We start from the raw sequence: 17,904 nt of genomic DNA on the forward strand, positions 1-17,904 counted from the left end.
CAAGTTTCTAAGTACAGATGATTTGCGAATTCAAATCTAAATATTACTTTCGTACTATGCAAACTCGACAACTACTTTTTTTCGTTTTTGTTATCCTCCTAAATTTCAACGGAAATGCGCAAATGGACTCGGTCTCACTCGCTCAATCTAAAATTAGAGCAAAGACACTAGACTCTATCATTCGTGCAAATCCAGATAAGCAAACGGATAACTTTTCACCTACTGATCATGCCTCTTTACCTATTGGTATTTGTAAAAAAATTGGTGACATCATTTATGTAATTTGTATCGATTCAGCTCGATTCACTCCACAAGGGGCCACATTTGATGTCTATATGGCAATTGATTGGCCTGGTGCTTATGGGAAACTCGCTTTTGCTGCAAAAGGGGTTTCATTCAACCCAAAAGGTGTGATGCCTGGAGGAGATGGAAATCCAATTACACTGAAACTTTTGGGAGATCAACGCTTAAACCTTGGACCAAAAAACGCCATTGTTTTTAAAGGAGATGGTAGCAACTACATTCAATGGGGATGTAATGGCTATGAACGCGCAAATATCAATGCCGATATCCTTTTTAGTCAACAAATGATTCACAAACCTGGAGGCGGACAGGTAAAAGCAAATATCCAAGTAAATGTGGCGGATCTTTCAAAGATTATGTTTCAAACAAGCATGGATCCATTTATCATAAATGGCTTAGATGATTTTGAATTTAGAGTGAGTCAATTAGTTGTTGACCGAAATGATTCAATCAATCCATCTGGAATTAATCTCCCTCTTGCAACCCGAAATCTATATCCTGATATTGGCAATTGGACTGGATTTTACGCGCATAATTTATCCGTCAAACTTCCTCCCAAACTAAGTAGAGGGAGTAGTGAAACAACTGTTGGAGTAACGGATTTAGTGATTGACGACAATGGTGTTTCGGGTGATTTCTTCGCTACAGGAATTTTTAGTGTGGGGGAGGGTGATATGGATAGTTGGGGGTTCTCTATAGATTCATTGGTACTTGGAATAGAATACAACCGACTTGTTGATGGTCGTTTAGCAGGAAAAATACGAGTAGAACCATTAAACAACGCTGAATTTGTCTATCGAGCTGGAGTATACAAACCAAACGACAACTCGCCACTTATCTACGATTTCACAGCAAAAACTACAAACAACTATACGTATGAGCTAACCATGTTTAACTCAACTTTACGATTAGCTCCCAATTGCATGATTCATGTACAAGTTGTTTCTGGAAAATTCACTCCTGATATTACCTTGAACGGAAGCTTGACCTATAATGGTGCAAAAGCTCGTTTAAATAAATTAACTTTTCAATCATTGAATATCGGGACAAAAGCTCCCTATATCTATGGGGGAACATTTGCTCTAACAAGTGACTCAGTTGGAGATGATGGAGAACCCAACAAAGTTGCGCGACTTCCCATTTCACTCAATTATTTAGAACTTGGAATTACGCAAACTCAAGTCATTCTAAAAGTCGATTTGAGCTTAAAATTGGGAGGTGAAGACAATTCAAACTCATTTGGAGCATCCACCTTTGTGGGGGTTATTACAAAAAGAGTTACTGGAGCTGATGGAAGGCAGAAATTGAAATTCGACAAATTTAAAATTTACGACATCTCATTAGCAATCAGTACAAATCCTTTCACATTAAATGGAGTGATTGCCATTCGGGATGATGATCCAGTTTATGGAGATATGTTCTTTGGAGCTATTTCGTTCAAATTGAATGCAATTATGAATGATTTTGCAGGTGTATCCGTTGGTTTTGGAAAACTAAACTCAAAACGTTATTGGTATGTGGATGCTTCAGTTCCAATTTCTATTCCAATTGGTCAGTTTGCACTGATTACCAATCTTTTTGGAGGTGTTCAATATGGAGTAAGGAGTACACTCACCCCTGCTCAAAAGCTCGATCGTGCATTTAGCGGAGCAATGAATCCAACCCAGGGAGCTCCCACTTCATCTGCAATTCCTTTTATTCCGGATCCAACTTTAGGACTCGGTTTCAGTGCAGGAGTTGCATTAGTTGCTATCCCAGGAGAATCCGTATTGAATGGGGAAGCTATTTTTTCAATCCAGTTCAATGCAAATGGAGGCTTGGCAAATATCAACTTTTTTGGGAGGGCTACTATGCTTGTTACGCGTTCCGATCGATCGAAATCAAACGCAACCAAAGTGGAAGGATCCGTTTCTGTAAACTACGATAACGTCAACAAAGTTTTCGATGCACAAATCGACGCACTAGCCATTGTTCCTGGAATTCTTCAGGGAAATTGCAATTTAAAAATCCATATAGATAAACATGACTGGTATTTTTGGTTAAACCGTCCTTCCAACAGGGCAACTATCGAAGTATTAAACTTGTTTACGGCTAGTACTTATTTTATGGTTGGAACTCAAATTGATCCCATGCCACCACCGCCATCTTACGTCACCAATTTAATCAGTGCCAGTCCAATTATCAGTACAGATATGAGCAGTGTTAGTACTGGAAATGGTTTTGCTACAGGAATGATGATTGCTGCCAATTTTGGAGGAGAATTTCCGAAAGAAACGAATTGGAGAGGTTATGCATATGCAAGTGTAGGAGCTGGCTTCGATATTACGATGTTCAAACTCAGTCCAACAGCCCATTGTGAAGGATCTACGGGAAAAGTAGGATTTAACAATTGGTATTTAATGGGGCAAGTTTACGCCTGGTTAAGTGGTGGAATGGGAGTAAGACATTATAAAGACGATGGAGAACTCAAAAAAGAATATTCCGTTGCTTCCATCGATGCCGCCGCCTTGCTGCAAGGAAGATTACCAAAACCCACATTTGTTTACGGTGCAGTCGGATTTTCAGTTAAACTATTGGGAATAATCAATTTAGATTTCCAAGCAGATATTGAAATAGGAAATGACTGTGCAATTATCAATTAGAAGAATGTTACGATTTATAGTATTTATAACAGGTTTAATCTGCATCAGCAATTTTGCAGTCTCACAAAATAACAATGCGTTTCCAGTAGTTAGTCATCTCACAAAAGACTCTGCTTTCATTAAATGGATTCCAAAAGATATTCAGATGTTTAATGTTGTTTTGGAAAACGGTGCTCGTGTTACCATTTCAGCTGAAAATAATCGGAATGATTTTGAAAATGGATTCAAAATAGATTTGGAACCAGTTGTAAAAAAATGGGAGAAATGGGATTTATCGAATGAAAAGCTAGACCGAATACATGAGATTCAATTTGGAATTCAATCTGCATTAGCTCATGATAAAACAGCTCAAGATTATGCTTTTACAATTGCTAGTTTAGAAGCTTCTCTTTCTTTTGAAATGAATCTTTTATCGGATTTGATGATTGCTATTCCTCGCCCGAAAAGTACGGGATCATTTGCAGTTAAAGTAGAAATCAAAGGCTATGAACCCGTTATTCAAATCATTGAAAATAAAACATCTAAAATTGGGGAGGTTCCAAAACTTATTGGAAAAGTTGACAGAAAAAAAATTGCAACTATTTCATGGAATGCAGATTCGGTAGTCACAGAATACTTAGGCTTTCAAATTGAACGAAAAATAGATAATGGGAAGTTTGAAAAGATTCTCACCTCTCCCTTTGTAAACTTCAAGACAAACGCCGAAAAGCCAGATCGCCTAGCAAGTTACCGTGATGAAAAACTAGAACAAGGAAAAACCTATACCTATAAAATTTATGGAATCAATTATTTTGGATTCAAAGGCAAATATAGTAATGAAGTAAAAATCTATTTACCAAAGCTTGTCAATGCAACCGTGAATATTGATACCGTTGAATCAAAAGGTTATGAGCGCGAAATATCCGTTAGTTTAATGAAAGAAATTGATTCCTTACCCCTTTTGGTGAATCGACTTGTATTGATGCGATCAGATAGTCTATTAATTAATTACAATGTTGTTGAACAACGTATGATTAAACCAAACGAAACCAAAATCCTATTCAAAACAACCTCATTACTTCCTTCAGGAGACCGCAACTATTTCAAAGTATTTGCTTTTTCACCAGATAATGATACCGCTTATTCAACCCCCTATTACTATTTTACGCTCGATCAAGAGCCACCAAAGGCCGTTTCCAATTTAAAGGGTCTTATAGATTCACTAGGGCATGTTACATTGTCTTGGACCAAACCAAAAGACAATGATCTACAAGGATACCGGGTTTATCGCGCCAATTTAAAAACCGAAGAATTTGTAGAAAAAACAACTTCTCTCAAATTGGAGACTATTTATCTAGATACCCTTAACTTAAACACTTTGAACAATGATATTTATTATTTTGTAGTATCCGTTGATCAAAACTATAACAACAGTCCTAATTCAGACACCATTTTGGTGATTAAACCGGATACCATTCCCCCTTCAGAGCCATTCATTATATCGCTTCGAAAAGTGGATGTTAAAATTGATATGGAATGGCAAAATTCCACATCAAAAGATGTTGAAAAATCCTATTTATTAAGAAAAACTGATTTACAAACAGATACTATCCTTTCTTGGAAAAAAGATGAATACAGCCACTTTATAGATTCAACCTTTGCCTTTTCAAAAGACATCAATTATTCCATCCTATCGGTTGATCAGTCCAAAAATCAGACGAGCTCCAAATCCAGAAGTTTATTTATTGAACCAGGTTTCAGACCAGCTCTTCAACAAGTAAAGGCAGTAGCAGATAGAAGTAATAAAAACATAGTTATTTCTTGGCTAAAACCACAAACAGAAGTGTTTCAATACTTTATTTACCGTAAAAAGGGAGATGGCAATTTTCACTTAATTGAAACTATTTCTAATGCTTCATTATCCAATTGCAATTTCCAAGACAAAACGGTTTCCATTAGTAATGATTACGAATACCTGATTCAATATCAATCTCAAGATGGATTTAGAAGCTTAAAACACGAACCCGTAAAAGTGAGGTATTGATTTTCTTGAGCGAAAGAAATCCATTTTATAATTTGAATTAAAAAAGGTAATTTTAAGCCTTCACATTATTCACTATAAATATGGTTTTTTAAATATTATGAGAACTTTTCTTCTAATTATAAGCTTCCTTTTTCACCTAAGTGGAAGTGCACAATCTGAGCACCAAAAAATTTCAACCGATACCTCTTTGAATTTAAACTCACGGATGGTTTCTAAGGCAAAGACAATTCGAAAACTAGAAATTCCACATACCAATTTTTCTGAATTGGTAATTGTACATACTGGATTTTCTTTGTTGTATAATGAAACACACGAGCAAGCTTCTTGGGTGGCTTACCAATTAACGAAAGAAGAAACCACTAAGCGATTTGAGAGAACGGATAAATTTCTTCCCGACCCCAAAGTAAGTACTGAAACAGCTAATAATGCAGATTATGCAAGCTCAGGTTACGACAGAGGACATTTAGCTCCAGCTGCCGATATGGGTTGGTCGGAAATAACGGTCACCGAAAGTTTTTACTACAGCAACATGAGTCCGCAGGAACCAAGTTTCAACCGTGGAATCTGGAAAAAGACAGAAGAATTGGTTCGAAATTGGGCAATTGAAAACAATTCGCTATATGTTGTAACTGGTCCCGTTTTAACAGACAGCCTGAAAACAATCGGAGAAAACAAGGTTTCTGTTCCCAACTACTATTACAAAGTAATCCTCGATTATTCGGAACCTTCTGTAAAAGGAATTGGCTTTATTATGGCTAATGCGGCATCAAAAGAAAATCCGAGTTATTTCGCTGTTTCAATTGATAGTGTTGAAACGATTACAGGAATTGATTTTTATCCATCATTACCCGATGATCAGGAAATAATCATCGAAAAAACGCTTTGTATCGATTGCTGGAGTTGGAGTTTTCAGAAAAAAGAGGGCGTGGCTAAAGAAGAACCAATTACTACTACTAAAACAGCATCTAAAAAACAAGTTGACAGAGCAATAGCTGTTCAATGTTCTGGAAAAACAAAGGCAAAAAAGAGATGTAAACACATGACTAAAAGTGCGAATGGGAAGTGTTCACAGCATGGAGGGGATTGAGTTATATCGGATTAATTCACACATTTCATCTTCCATAGATATTGGGAGTTTTCCAGCTATGGGTTAGAATCATTCATTGGTATTCTCTATCCTAAAAACAGTGCTCCAACGTTTGGCGCACAGGCGCAGGTTTTTGAGACCTGTTTGCTGTATTCTGTTTACTGTTTCAAAACTTGAGCTTGTGCGCTGTTATCGGTTACTTTTTTATTGTTCGTCAGTTCCATCTTTGTAGTCAAATTCTCTGTTAAACTCTCCATTTTCATGATACCATTTCCATAGTCCAACCCGCTTGTCAGTTTGATATTGTCCTTGCAATTTAAGGTTGCCGTTTTCGTAAAATTCTTTGTAGTCGCCCTTCTTGCCAGTTGAAGTGCTTTTGTTGTTTATGTAAACGAAACTTGCAATATTTTTAAGTTTTCCGTTGTTAAAATATTCAGAACATTCCATTATCATTTCTTTTTCCATTTCTATTTCAATGAATTTATAAGATAATTGTCCACTTACTTTGTCAGAATATTGCTCGTAAATACCTACGTTTTTATTGATTGTATTTTTTGACTTGATAAATCCGTTTGAAGCGAACTGAGAAGTTATGTTTTTAGTCAAGTCAAACTCAGTTTTGATAATTCCGTTATCGTAAAAATGTTGCCAAGTTTTTATTGCAATGCCTTTTCTAAATTGCCCTTTAGCAATAACAATATTTTTAGAATTAGTAAATGTGAACTGTCCTCCAGTTTTGTTTTTAAAAATGTCTGAAAACTGCTTTAAAATTAATAGTTCGTTATTAGTTGTCGGCTTGTCTGTGATTTGTTTCGACCATTTGTCACAGATACCACCAAAACTAAAAATCCGTCCGCTACCGTCAGTATAAATGAGATAAGTATTCCCAATTGTCATGTAATTACCTGCACGAAGTGTTACAACATTGGTGTCAACCTTGCCAAAATACACAGTAACTATTTCAACAGTTGCAGTACCGTCAATACTGCCATCAGAACTTGATGAGATGATGTGGTCAGGATAAGTAAGTGGTGTAGAAAATGTTAAAACCTTACAGGTGAATATTGTGCCTGGATTTCCTTGAAACAGCATTTCAGTCAAAGTCCGGTCGTCAATGGCACAGCAAGCCCAAGAACTTTGGTAAAGTCCAACGAAAAATAATATGGTAAGTACTGTCCTCATAAAGTTACCGATAACTTCTTGATAGTCGTGAGTCATAAATATGAAACGGAAGCATACTTTTATCTTTTTCAGTAAATATCCCAGTATACTTCAAAAAAGCTTCCTCAAACGAGCAAATCAGATAACCTCTATCGTTAAAAGAATAGGTTCCAGATAATTTATACCGTTCCAAATGCCGCTCATCCATATCATCCATGGGTCTGAAAGCATCAACGACCTTCTTAGTTATTTCTACCATGCCGTTATCGAAAAACTCTAAACAATCTCGATATATAATACAAAAAAATATCCCGCCTGCATGTAAGTCCGTATTTGCAATCAATTCGGACACATATTTCTTGTTGTATTGTATCTTCATACTCTTTTGGAAGATTACCCCCCAATCTTTGCCAAGTAATCAAAGATATATACATCCCCTTCTGTAAGCTCCAAGCCACGTCTATTCATCATCGCATTGGCAGCTTCTTTCGCTTTTTTCAATTCGAATAATTCGGTTCCGTCAACTGCTCCCCAGGAAAAAGAGGGGATGAACTTTTTGGGGAAATTACCGCCGAAAATATTACAAGAAACTCCAACTACGGAAGCGGTATTGAACATCGTATTGATGGCACATTTGCTGTGATCCCCCATACAAACACCCATAAATTGCAAACCTGTTTCCACTTCTGCTCCTTCTTCGAAAGACCATGAGCGAATCATGGAATAATTGTTTTTCAAATTGGATGTATTGGAATCTGCTCCAAAATTACACCATTCTCCTACCATCGAATTCCCCAAGAAACCATCATGGCCTTTGTTTGAATAAGATTGGAACACACAATTGGAAATTTCACCACCCACCTTACAAAATGGACCAATGGTTGTTGCTCCATATATTTTAGAACCCATTTTCACTACTGCGTGCTCACCTAAAGAGAATGGTCCGCGAATCATAGATCCTTCCATAATTTCGGCATCTTTGGCAATGTAAATTGGACCCGATGTAGTGTTTAAAAACGATCCTTCTACCGATGCCCCTACTTCCAGAAAAATCAAAGATGGATCACCAATAACGGTATTTGACGTTGATATGTATTGTGTTTCTCTTCCTCCGGTGAGTAAAAAGTAATCGGCCACCAAAATTTCATCGTTCTTTTGAAACAAATCCCAACGCTGGGTTAATTCCAAAGGATGCTGTTCTGTCCATTTAATCTTTTCAGTCGCATTTCCTCTACGAGCAATCCATGTATTTTCAGAAACCAATACTTGATTATCTTCCAAATGTACTACTGCAGCTGCAATAGCTTCTGTTGGAATAATAGCGGCATTAACTTCCACATCTGCTTTCCCATCTATACGCGGAAATTTTTTCGAAATATACTTTTCAGTTTGAAACGAAACAGTAGCTTCTGGAATCCATTTTTCCCACCGTTCTTTATTCGTCAGAATTCCTACTCTTAAATCACCAACTGGCCGAGTAAGGGTTAATGGCGCAAAACGCAGGTGTAAATCGTTATCGTGAAGAATGATATTCATGGCAAACTTATTTGTTTAGTGAAGATAGTGAATCTAATTGCGAATTGCGAATGTCGAATGCCGAATTATGAAAATAACTTGGTAAGCCGCGGATCATTGTAGTCTTTGATGAAGAACAAAACATTCGAGTATTGGGCAAATTCTTCGGGAGAATGGGTTGTTGTAACGATAACAACTTTCATTCCTGCATTCAAAGCTGCTTCTGCTCCTTTGGGTACGTCTTCAAATACGATACACAATTCAGGATCAAATCCTAACAGATTTGCTGCCTTCAAAAACACTTCCGGATTGGGTTTGCTTTCAAGTACATCTTCTGCACTTACAATCGCCTGAAAAAAGGAACGAATATTCAAATTATCCACCACGAAATTGATATTGAAACGATTAGCCGCTGATCCAATGGTCATGGAAATATTGGACTTACTTGCCGTTTCAAAAAAAGTTCCTAATCCAGGGATTAGTGCTAAGTGCGGAGCATACAATTCCTGATACAACTCCTCTTTTCGCTGAGAATAAAATTCAATGTCTTCTTCACTCAATACTCCCTTTCCAAAAACACGGTCGAGCAATTCATGATTCTTCCCATACATTTGCTGCTTTACTTGATCTATAACTAAACCCGCATTTAGGTCTTCGTTCAAGATTTTGTTCCACACTTCCAAATGGAATCCCATGTCATTAATCATGGTTCCATTCAGGTCGAATAGAAATGCTTTTGGTTTTGAGATCATAAGTTCAAAAGGTTTAATAGTTCAAATTGGATTAAACTTGAACGGTTTGAACATGTGAAACAGTATTTGAACCTTTTTTCGAAATAATCCACAGTCCTATGAAGGTCAATAATCCGTTGAGAATCAACAATTCATTTCCAAAAATGTATCCACCCAAGTATTTTCCATCGGGTTGCAAAACACCTCCTGTCCAGGCCTGAGAGTATTTACTGATAATGAAACAGATAACTGGTATTAATACACAGACTATCGGAACTAATTTTTCATGCAATTTCCGTTTGAGAACAATACCAAAGGTAAATAAGCCTAATAATGGTCCATATGTATAACCCGCAATGGTCAAGATTAATCCAATTAAATCTGTTTTTGGATGGGCATCCACATAATATTTCGTTGCTAAAATAATCAGTAAGAACAAAATTGAAAAGCCAATGTGTACCATCAACTTGTATTGTTGTTTTTGAGACTCATTTCGCCGTTCAAAGTGCAAGAAATCGATGCAAAATCCTGTCGTCAATGCCGCCAATGCACTATCAGCAGAAGCATAAGATGAAGCCGTAATTCCGAGCAAAAAGAAAATTCCAGCAACTTTTCCAAAGTTGTTTAGAGCTAAAGTAGGAAAAGTATGATCTGTTTTTACTGGTAAATCTATCTGATAATGATTGGCATAAACATACAAGGCGCCACCTAAAAGCAAGAATAAGAAATTAGTAACTACTAAAACGGTTGTAAATGAATACATGTTTTTTTTTGCCTCACCTATGGATTTACACGTCAAGTTTTTCTGCATCAAATCTTGGTCTAGTCCAGTCATTGCAATGGCCAAAAACATTCCTCCAAAAAATTGCTTGTAGAAATAGAGTGGAGAATTTGGATCGTCGAAGAAAAATATACGCGACATGGAGTAACCTCCAGTTGTTTTTGACTCAGTGATTTTGTGATACAAGCCACTCCAATTAACTCCCAAAGCACTGGAAATGATGATCGTACAAATAATTACTGCGCTAATCAAAAAAACTGTTTGAAAAGTATCTGTGTAAACGATGGTTTTGATTCCGCCTTTGAAAGTATAAATCCAGATAAGAGCAACAGTTGTCAATGCAGTAAGCCAATAAGGAACTCCTAAATCGCCAAACAAAAACAAGTGTAGAACTTCGGTAGCCAAATACAAACGTGTTGCTGAGCCCAAAGTACGAGACAAAATGAAGAAACTTGCTCCTGTTTTATAACTTACAACACCAAAGCGTGTTGCCAAATATTGGTAGATTGAAGTTACATTTAATCGATAATACAGCGGCATCAATACTTGGGCAATGACAATATATCCGATAACATACCCCAATACAATTTGGAAATACGCCATTCCTTCACTCGCAACTTTTCCAGGAACTGAAATAAATGTGACCCCTGAAAGTGAAGCTCCAATCATTCCAAAAGCAACTAAGTACCACGGACTTTGCTTATTTCCTGTAAAAAACGAATCAGAAGTTGCATTTTTAGATGTGAGAAACGAAATTAACATCAGTATTGCAAAATAGGCAATCAAAACGATTGCGATTACCCAAGGAGATAGCGTATTGTTCATGAAATAAAATTAGTATAAAAAAGGGGCGAAAAAATTTTCCCGCCCCGACTTTTTAATTCAATATGATTACTTCGCTGCCATTTCAACGAACTCATCGTAAGAAATCTCTTTCGAGTTCAATTTCACAGTATTCTTGAAGTATTGTGTCAATTTTGTTTCAGCTAGCATGTCGTAAATACGATTTGCTTCTTCGCGATTTTGCAAAGCACCAGCCGCTTGTTTCGTCAATTCTGCATCTTCTGGTGCAGGAATTCCGTATTGTGCAAACTGATTAGCGATTAATCCTTTTGTAAATTCGATTACTTCAGAGTTATCCAACTTGATATCGTTTGCTTTGAAAATGTGCCCTTGAATCAATTGCCATTTCAAATCTTTCGCGTAGCTATCATAATCAGATTCGATTTGCTCAATAGTGATAGGTTGCTCATTCGACAACTGAATCCAACGTTTCAAGAATGTATCTGGAAGATTAATTGGCGTGTTATCAACCAAATCACGGTACACTTCACGCGTCAATAAACGATCTGAATCATTTGCAAACATATTTTTCAAATCAGTTGCAATGCGCTCACGCAATTCTTTTTCAGAAGAAACAGCTCCTTCACCAAACAATTTATCAAACAATTCTTGGTTCAATTCAGCCAACTCCATACGTTTGATGTCATTGATTGTCATTTGGTATGAATCTGAATGGTTTGCCAACTCTTCTGGCTTCACTCCAAGCATTGCAGCTTTATCGCTATCACCACGCGTAATTTCTGTAGCAGAAATAGTTACTTTATCTCCGATTTTCTTACCAACCAATGATTTTTTCGCTTTCTTATCTTCTACAAACTCCATAGAAGTTGTCGAAGAATGCATAATTCCACCTTCTTTGATTGATCCATCTTCATTCAACTCCACAAATTGAGCTAAAATCATATCTGTATCCGCCACCTCATCGGTAGAAGTCATTTTCCCATAACGGCGACGCAAATCATCCAATTGTTGGTCGATTAATTTATCATCGATTTTCACTTGTACGTAATCGTATTTGCTTTTATTGGTCAATTTCAAATCAATTGCAGGCGAATAACCGATTTCATAAACGAATTCAAAATCTTCTGGCTTTTCAAAATCTCCTTTCACTTCCGTTCCGTCTTTCGGGATTGGATTTCCAAGGATTTCTAATTTATTTTCTTGAACGTAAGCGTACAAAGCATCCGAAACCAATTTGTTCATCTCTTCTGCCAAAACGCCTTTTCCATATTGCTTTTGAATCAAGCCCATAGGAACTTTTCCTGGACGGAATCCTGGAATTTTCGCTTGTTTGCGATATTTATCTAAAGAAGCAGCTACTTTACCTTGGTAGTCTGCTGGTGAAACTTGCACCGTTAATAATGCTGTTTCTGCATTAACTTCTTGACGTGTTACGTTCATTCCGTTTTCTTTTAATTCTTAAACTTGTATAAACAAAAAATGGTCTTCATTGACGAACAACGAGACCATTTTAAAGTGCGGATGGAGGGACTCGAACCCGCATACCTCTCGGCACTAGATCCTAAGTCTAGCGTGTCTACCAATTTCACCACATCCGCATATTATATAAACACAATCGTGTTCTATAAACTTATTTCAAACGAATAGAACTTCGATTAGTTCTATTTCCCTATATTCCTACGCTGACCTTGTTTTGCCGAAGTGGCTTCACAAAGGCAAGAGCTTCAGCACAAGCGTTTGGGGTGCACAAAATTAGTGATTTTTTCAATTCATGCAAGTGGAAGTGAAGATTTTTCGATAAAAAGTGTGAATTTGTAAAACGATTTGAAGACAAGAACTCGAATCAATCCAATTTGAAGAGGGATTTAGATAAACTAATACACTTTTAAATCATTGATTTACAAGTTAAAAAAATCTTTCTGTAAGTAATTTTACTAACATGCTAATTTGTTAAATTACTTACCTTGTTTTAAATAATTCCAACATTGGTTTTCCGATTGTTGTATTGGGTCTTTGAACCTCTAATATATGAACCAATGTAGCAGTTATATCTACAATTTCATACGGTGTGAAAACATCTTGTGGAAGAATATCTTTCCCGTAAAACAACACAGGTACATGCGTATCGTAATTAAATGCAGAGCCATGACTTGTTCCTTTGTGGGATCCTGGAGTATCTGAGCTTTTAGGCAAATAACCTGGTTGAAGAATAAAAATCAACTCACCACTTCGTTCTTTATCGTAACCAGAAGCTACCATTTGCTGCCAGTTTTCTGTTGTTTGTGTTTCTAATTCTCCCTTCGTATAAACTCGTTTTACTTCTGTCCACTTAGAAATTTCAGTTTTGAAGAAGGAAATAACTTGAGGTTCTAATTCTGAGCCTAATATCTCATTTGTCAAATAAACATTGTCATTTTCGATGGTATTCAGGTAATCTTTTCCAAATGTCGCTACACAAGCTGTACGCAAAGCATCAATCTTATCTTTCAAAAACAAATACCCTCCTGGAAGCTGATGATCTTTCAAAAATTGTGGTACGGGAACAACTGCATGATCAGCCGTTAAAAAAACTACATATTCTCCTTTTCCGATTTGCTTGTCTAATGTTTGAAACAAACGAGCTAACTCCTGATCCAAACGAAAATACATATCTTCCATTTCCAAGGAATAAGGTCCAAAAGTGTGACCAGCAATATCTGGAGTAGAATAACTAATGGTTAAAAAATCTGTTGTAGCATGTTTACCCAATTGCTCATTGGAAAGTGCTTGAATAGCAAAATCTGTCAGAAAGGTATTTGCAGCCGGCATAATCGTAAATAAACTCAGTTGATCGGCTGGAGTAGCTTTACTAAAATCATACGGAAAAACAGGACTTGTCTTCCCTCCTACTAATCCTTCATACGGAGAGTTATCTTGTTGAATATAGGTGTAACATGCTGAATCTTTTAGCAAATTCCAAGGTTGATTGACATATTTCGATACTAATAGAAGCTCATTGAACCGATTCACCCATTGTGGCAATTGTTTCTTATAAAAAGTGGATGTAATGAAATTACCTGTTGCATAATCGTACCAATAAGACCCATCAGATAAGTGTCCTGCAGGCAAAATAGCACTTCGATCCTTGATAGAAACACCAATGACTTTGGAGCTTGGATAAGTCAACTTCAGCTGATCCGTAATCGTATTTGAGCGCAAAAAATAAGGGGAGCATTTTCCATAAGAACTTGCTGAGCCAACTGTGGAAACTGTTGTATCTTCCACGCAATTGACTTCTCTTCCGAAAGGTCGATAGAACCACTCATTGGCTACAATCCCGTGATTACTCGGTGTTGTTCCAGTATAAATAGATGCATGGCCAGGCCCCGTAAAGGTTGGGACATAATTATAAGTTACATTTCTAAAGTGAGTTCCTTTGTCCATCAGGCGCTTGAAACCATCTTTTCCAAATTGGGGATAAAAACGGTACAAATAATCATAACACATTTGATCCACTACAATTCCAACGACCACTTTGGGCGCATTTTTTTGGGAGAAGGATTGGTTGGAGATTAATCCTAAACAAAGTAATAATAACACCGATAAAACTTTCATAATTCAACTTATTTAGAATGCTCTGAATTAAAAACTATTTCCCACGGACGTGCGACAGAGAAACACAGATACTTAATTTACTATGTGATTTCACCATTTTTAAGAACAATCATTATTCACAAAACTAGAATTAGAATTCAAGAAATAGCAAAATTTGGTGTGAAATTTCAGTTATTTTAGGTGTAATCGAAAATTTGACTCTAAAAAGGTAAATCTAAAATATTCAAAAAGCAGCCCCCTTCTTTGCTTTTAAATCCATTTTAGCTTTCGAATGCTTGGATTATTTAGGGAATGGAATTGTCAAAATGACACATGTTCCTGGGAACTCTTTATTTGATTCGTCGAAAGAATTTATCGAAACACTGTACGCATTTTTAGTGTTTGCTTGTAATGATTTCAAGCGCTCTTCCGTAATTTGAGTTCCATAAGATTTATGTCCCGTGTCGCGCTTATTCTTTTTTGATTCTACATATCCGATTCCATTGTCTTGAATCAACACTTTCAACAATTCTTCTTCCACATAGAATTTCACTAATAATTCAGCACCAACTGTTCGTTTAGCCAATCCATGAATAATTGCATTCTCTACATAGGGTTGAATTAACATTGGCGGAATACAAGGATATAATGGCAATTGATTAAAATTACATTCAATCTCAAAAGTGAACTTGTTTTTAAAGCGCATACTTTCAAGCAATATGTAATTTTTGAGAGTTTCATACTCCTCTTCTATTGTTATATAGGTAGCTCTGGAATTTGAAAGCGTTTGGCGAATCAGTTTAGCAAAACGAAGCAGGTATCTTTCTGCATTTTCATTTTCTTCATACAAGAGAAAACTGTGAATTGAATTGAGTGAATTAAAAATAAAATGAGGATTCATCTGAGCCGAAAGAGCCATTTGCTCCAATTCCATCATTCGGTTCAGCATATAATTCTTTTTGTTCACTGATTGAATCGAAAGCTTCAAAATGATATAAAACAAAACGATAACAAGAACAACATATAACAAAATAAAATACCATCTTAAAAAAATCACTTTTTCAACAGTGAAGGTGGTTAGAAAACTAGATTTTGACCAATTATTTTCACTGTCGAAATAAGATACTTCCAACTGATACTCACCATTTGTTGGATTATTCAAATTAATTTCTCCTTTGTCTGATTTAATCCAGGTTTGAGCTTTACCAAAACGATACCTGTAACTGTTTTGTTTATCCAGATTTTTGTTTGAAAGTGATATTTTAATGAGATCAGTTTGAGCTGGAAAAATCTTCTTTTGAGGAACTTCCTTGTTTCTAGAAAACGCCCGAACAGAAAAAACAGTTATAGGACAACCTTTCATCGTTTTTTTTACTTTCAGAAGATCTATTTTCTGAACCCCCAATTTAGTAGTCAGGTAAAGAATATTCTTATAAACATATATGTCTGTTACTTCTACACTTGACAACAAACTCTTATTCAGAAACGAATGAATCTTTATATGACCATTTTTCTTGACTAAAGAAAACAATCCTTTTTCAGTAGCTACCCAAAGACGGTTCTTTTCATCAAAGAAAACTGTCGAAATCTGATTACCTATCTCATTATTCTTTTCAAACCTTACATATTTCTCCGTTTCTATATCCACACAGAAAAGCCCTTCAGAGCTTGAATAAGCCAATAATCCCCATTCTTTATGATATTTTAATTGCGTTATACTTTTCTTTAATACTGCTCTGTAATTCGGATTTATTCTTGATTTTTTTATATCGAAAACAAACAATCCATCATCATACAAAATGAATATTTTGTTGTTTGAAGTGATACGAAACCAAAGGTAAGGTCCAATTAGTTTTGTTTTATTTAAACGATTTATACCATGAAAAACAGTAGAATGCTTTTTAATTTCAACAATTTCACCTGCTGTTTTATCCGTCCCACTAACACATGTATCAGTTGCATAAATTGGATTTATAATACAACTCGCATCTACATCTTTCCATCCACTCCAATCAACAACATTTCTTTGAAAAGTAAATCCATTCTTTACAGGCACTAGATTGTACTTATAGACCATTTTCCCTACGTCTTTGCATAAAAATGGAGCATATAGCTGTTGCCACTTACCTACATAATGTGTAATAATTATTTTATTCTTATTTCCATTGATAAAACGTACTTCTTCTGTTAAATTGACTCCATTAATGGCTAGTTGCTTAAATGCCTCATCATAAATAGCAAACAGACCTTTATCAAGAGTTGTGAGCCATAATGTCCCATTCATATCGGTACAAGCAGAGCTTACTGAATAATTCGGCAAGTAATGTTGGACAAGAATTAACTTTTTGGTCTTGGGATTAAAACGATATTTTTTTAGTCCATTTTTATACAACCCTACATACAAAAATCTGCTATCACAATCTAACGAAATAACTTCCTGGTTTTCAGGGATTAAATTAAATTGCTGATGATCTGAAAAAAACAGCTTCAAATCTGTCATTACAAAATAATGACCTTTGTGTTTTTTCGCTCTCGTAGTACCTGAAAAGCTTAATTTCCCAATAAAAAAACGCTTGTTATCCTTAACGATAAAGATCGTGTCCAAATTGAAAGTCACTCCATTTTTTAGTGGTATTAATTCCTTTTCAAACTCAAAAAAACATCCGTTTTCCGTCGTTCTTTTGAATACATCTTTTACTTCACCAGTTTTACTAACTGAAATTATTTTCTTTTTAAAAACACCATAAACAATAGAATTGTCTTTTTTTACAGAAATAGAAATATTGGTGTTTTTTCCTAAAGGAAGCGCCTTCTTAAGTAACTGATTATACTTATACACTTGCATTTCCCCATCCTTAAACACACTTAACAAACCATTATAACCCACAAACCAAACTCCACCATTTGGATCCTCAACGACTCTAAAATTCACATTATCAGACAATCCATTTTCAATCGTGTACTTATGAAATTCAAAGCCATCATAGCGAATAACTCCTCTGTCAGTTAAAATCCATAATAAACCTGACTTATCCTGATATACTTGATAGCTTTCGGAGCTAGGTAATCCATTTTTAATTCCAAAGTGATGGTAATTGTACTCCCAAGAAATACGATTCGTCTGCGAAAATGCTCGTGTTGCAATTCCTACAAAAAATAATCCAAATAATATATACTTGATCAAATTGAGTTTGTATGAGATGTATTCGAAAAACAAATGTAACAGAATCTAAGTCAATTTTTAGTTAAAAAAAACTAGTTAAGACCTTTAATAGTTAACTTTG

Annotated in this window: 11 protein-coding genes and 1 tRNA gene; 3 read left to right on the forward strand and 9 right to left on the reverse strand. The window is 35.9% G+C overall.

The window, feature by feature from the left end:
- The first annotated feature begins 56 nt into the window (after positions 1-56).
- From FLUTA_RS01745 to FLUTA_RS20445, 3 genes are all read left to right on the forward strand, one after another.
- Positions 57-2,945 carry a hypothetical protein gene (locus FLUTA_RS01745; RefSeq protein ID WP_043023575.1) on the forward strand — a complete coding sequence of 963 codons (2,889 nt, stop codon included), beginning with the start codon at positions 57-59 and terminating at the stop codon, positions 2,943-2,945.
- A gap of 4 nt (positions 2,946-2,949) precedes the next feature.
- Positions 2,950-4,968 carry a fibronectin type III domain-containing protein gene (locus FLUTA_RS01750; protein ID WP_148235374.1) on the forward strand — a complete coding sequence of 673 codons (2,019 nt, stop codon included), beginning with the start codon at positions 2,950-2,952 and terminating at the stop codon, positions 4,966-4,968.
- A 97-nt stretch (positions 4,969-5,065) separates the two neighbouring features.
- Entirely contained in the window at positions 5,066-6,055 is a 990-nt protein-coding gene (locus FLUTA_RS20445; protein ID WP_013685133.1) for a DNA/RNA non-specific endonuclease, read from the forward strand.
- 204 nt (positions 6,056-6,259) lie between these two features.
- Here FLUTA_RS20445 and FLUTA_RS01760 read toward each other — a convergent pair whose 3' ends face one another.
- The 9 genes from FLUTA_RS01760 to FLUTA_RS01800 all read right to left on the reverse strand — a co-directional run bounded on the left by FLUTA_RS01760 (position 6,260) and on the right by FLUTA_RS01800 (position 17,804).
- Positions 6,260-7,237, reverse strand: coding sequence for a toxin-antitoxin system YwqK family antitoxin (locus tag FLUTA_RS01760; protein WP_043023576.1), 978 nt, complete (start codon positions 7,235-7,237; stop codon positions 6,260-6,262).
- A gap of 4 nt (positions 7,238-7,241) precedes the next feature.
- Positions 7,242-7,595 carry a hypothetical protein gene (locus FLUTA_RS01765; protein WP_013685135.1) on the reverse strand — a complete coding sequence of 118 codons (354 nt, stop codon included), beginning with the start codon at positions 7,593-7,595 and terminating at the stop codon, positions 7,242-7,244.
- Between the two features lie 14 nt (positions 7,596-7,609).
- Positions 7,610-8,752: a putative sugar nucleotidyl transferase gene (locus FLUTA_RS01770; protein WP_013685136.1), complete on the reverse strand. Its 1,143-nt coding sequence runs from the start codon at positions 8,750-8,752 to the stop codon at positions 7,610-7,612.
- A 65-nt stretch (positions 8,753-8,817) separates the two neighbouring features.
- Positions 8,818-9,483 carry an HAD family hydrolase gene (locus FLUTA_RS01775; RefSeq protein WP_013685137.1) on the reverse strand — a complete coding sequence of 222 codons (666 nt, stop codon included), beginning with the start codon at positions 9,481-9,483 and terminating at the stop codon, positions 8,818-8,820.
- Between the two features lie 31 nt (positions 9,484-9,514).
- The gene (locus FLUTA_RS01780; RefSeq protein WP_013685138.1) at positions 9,515-11,068 is read right to left on the reverse strand and encodes a sodium:solute symporter; all 1,554 of its coding nucleotides are present in this window, start codon (positions 11,066-11,068) and stop codon (positions 9,515-9,517) included.
- Positions 11,069-11,134: 66 nt separating this feature from the next.
- On the reverse strand, positions 11,135-12,487 hold the full coding sequence (gene tig, locus FLUTA_RS01785; RefSeq protein WP_013685139.1) for a trigger factor: 1,353 nt from the start codon (positions 12,485-12,487) through the stop codon (positions 11,135-11,137).
- Positions 12,488-12,563: 76 nt separating this feature from the next.
- Positions 12,564-12,645, reverse strand: a tRNA-Leu gene (locus FLUTA_RS01790).
- Between the two features lie 361 nt (positions 12,646-13,006).
- Positions 13,007-14,641, reverse strand: a complete 1,635-nt coding sequence (locus FLUTA_RS01795) for an alkaline phosphatase family protein (RefSeq protein WP_013685140.1) — start codon at positions 14,639-14,641, stop codon at positions 13,007-13,009.
- 280 nt (positions 14,642-14,921) lie between these two features.
- Positions 14,922-17,804: a sensor histidine kinase gene (locus FLUTA_RS01800; RefSeq protein WP_148235375.1), complete on the reverse strand. Its 2,883-nt coding sequence runs from the start codon at positions 17,802-17,804 to the stop codon at positions 14,922-14,924.
- Positions 17,805-17,904 lie beyond the last annotated feature (100 nt).

The organism is Fluviicola taffensis DSM 16823 (assembly GCF_000194605.1).
GTDB classification, from domain to species: Bacteria; Bacteroidota; Bacteroidia; order Flavobacteriales_D; family Crocinitomicaceae; genus Fluviicola; species Fluviicola taffensis.

Coding starts and splice junctions, on each gene's coding strand:
- FLUTA_RS01745 (WP_043023575.1), top strand. CDS start 57: ATGCAAACTCGACAACTACTTTTTTTCGTTTTTGTTATCCTCCTAAAT.
- FLUTA_RS01750 (WP_148235374.1), top strand. CDS start 2,950: ATGTTACGATTTATAGTATTTATAACAGGTTTAATCTGCATCAGCAAT.
- FLUTA_RS20445 (WP_013685133.1), top strand. CDS start 5,066: ATGAGAACTTTTCTTCTAATTATAAGCTTCCTTTTTCACCTAAGTGGA.
- FLUTA_RS01760 (WP_043023576.1), bottom strand. CDS start 7,237: ATGAGGACAGTACTTACCATATTATTTTTCGTTGGACTTTACCAAAGT.
- FLUTA_RS01765 (WP_013685135.1), bottom strand. CDS start 7,595: ATGAAGATACAATACAACAAGAAATATGTGTCCGAATTGATTGCAAAT.
- FLUTA_RS01770 (WP_013685136.1), bottom strand. CDS start 8,752: ATGAATATCATTCTTCACGATAACGATTTACACCTGCGTTTTGCGCCA.
- FLUTA_RS01775 (WP_013685137.1), bottom strand. CDS start 9,483: ATGATCTCAAAACCAAAAGCATTTCTATTCGACCTGAATGGAACCATG.
- FLUTA_RS01780 (WP_013685138.1), bottom strand. CDS start 11,068: ATGAACAATACGCTATCTCCTTGGGTAATCGCAATCGTTTTGATTGCC.
- tig (WP_013685139.1), bottom strand. CDS start 12,487: ATGAACGTAACACGTCAAGAAGTTAATGCAGAAACAGCATTATTAACG.
- FLUTA_RS01795 (WP_013685140.1), bottom strand. CDS start 14,641: ATGAAAGTTTTATCGGTGTTATTATTACTTTGTTTAGGATTAATCTCC.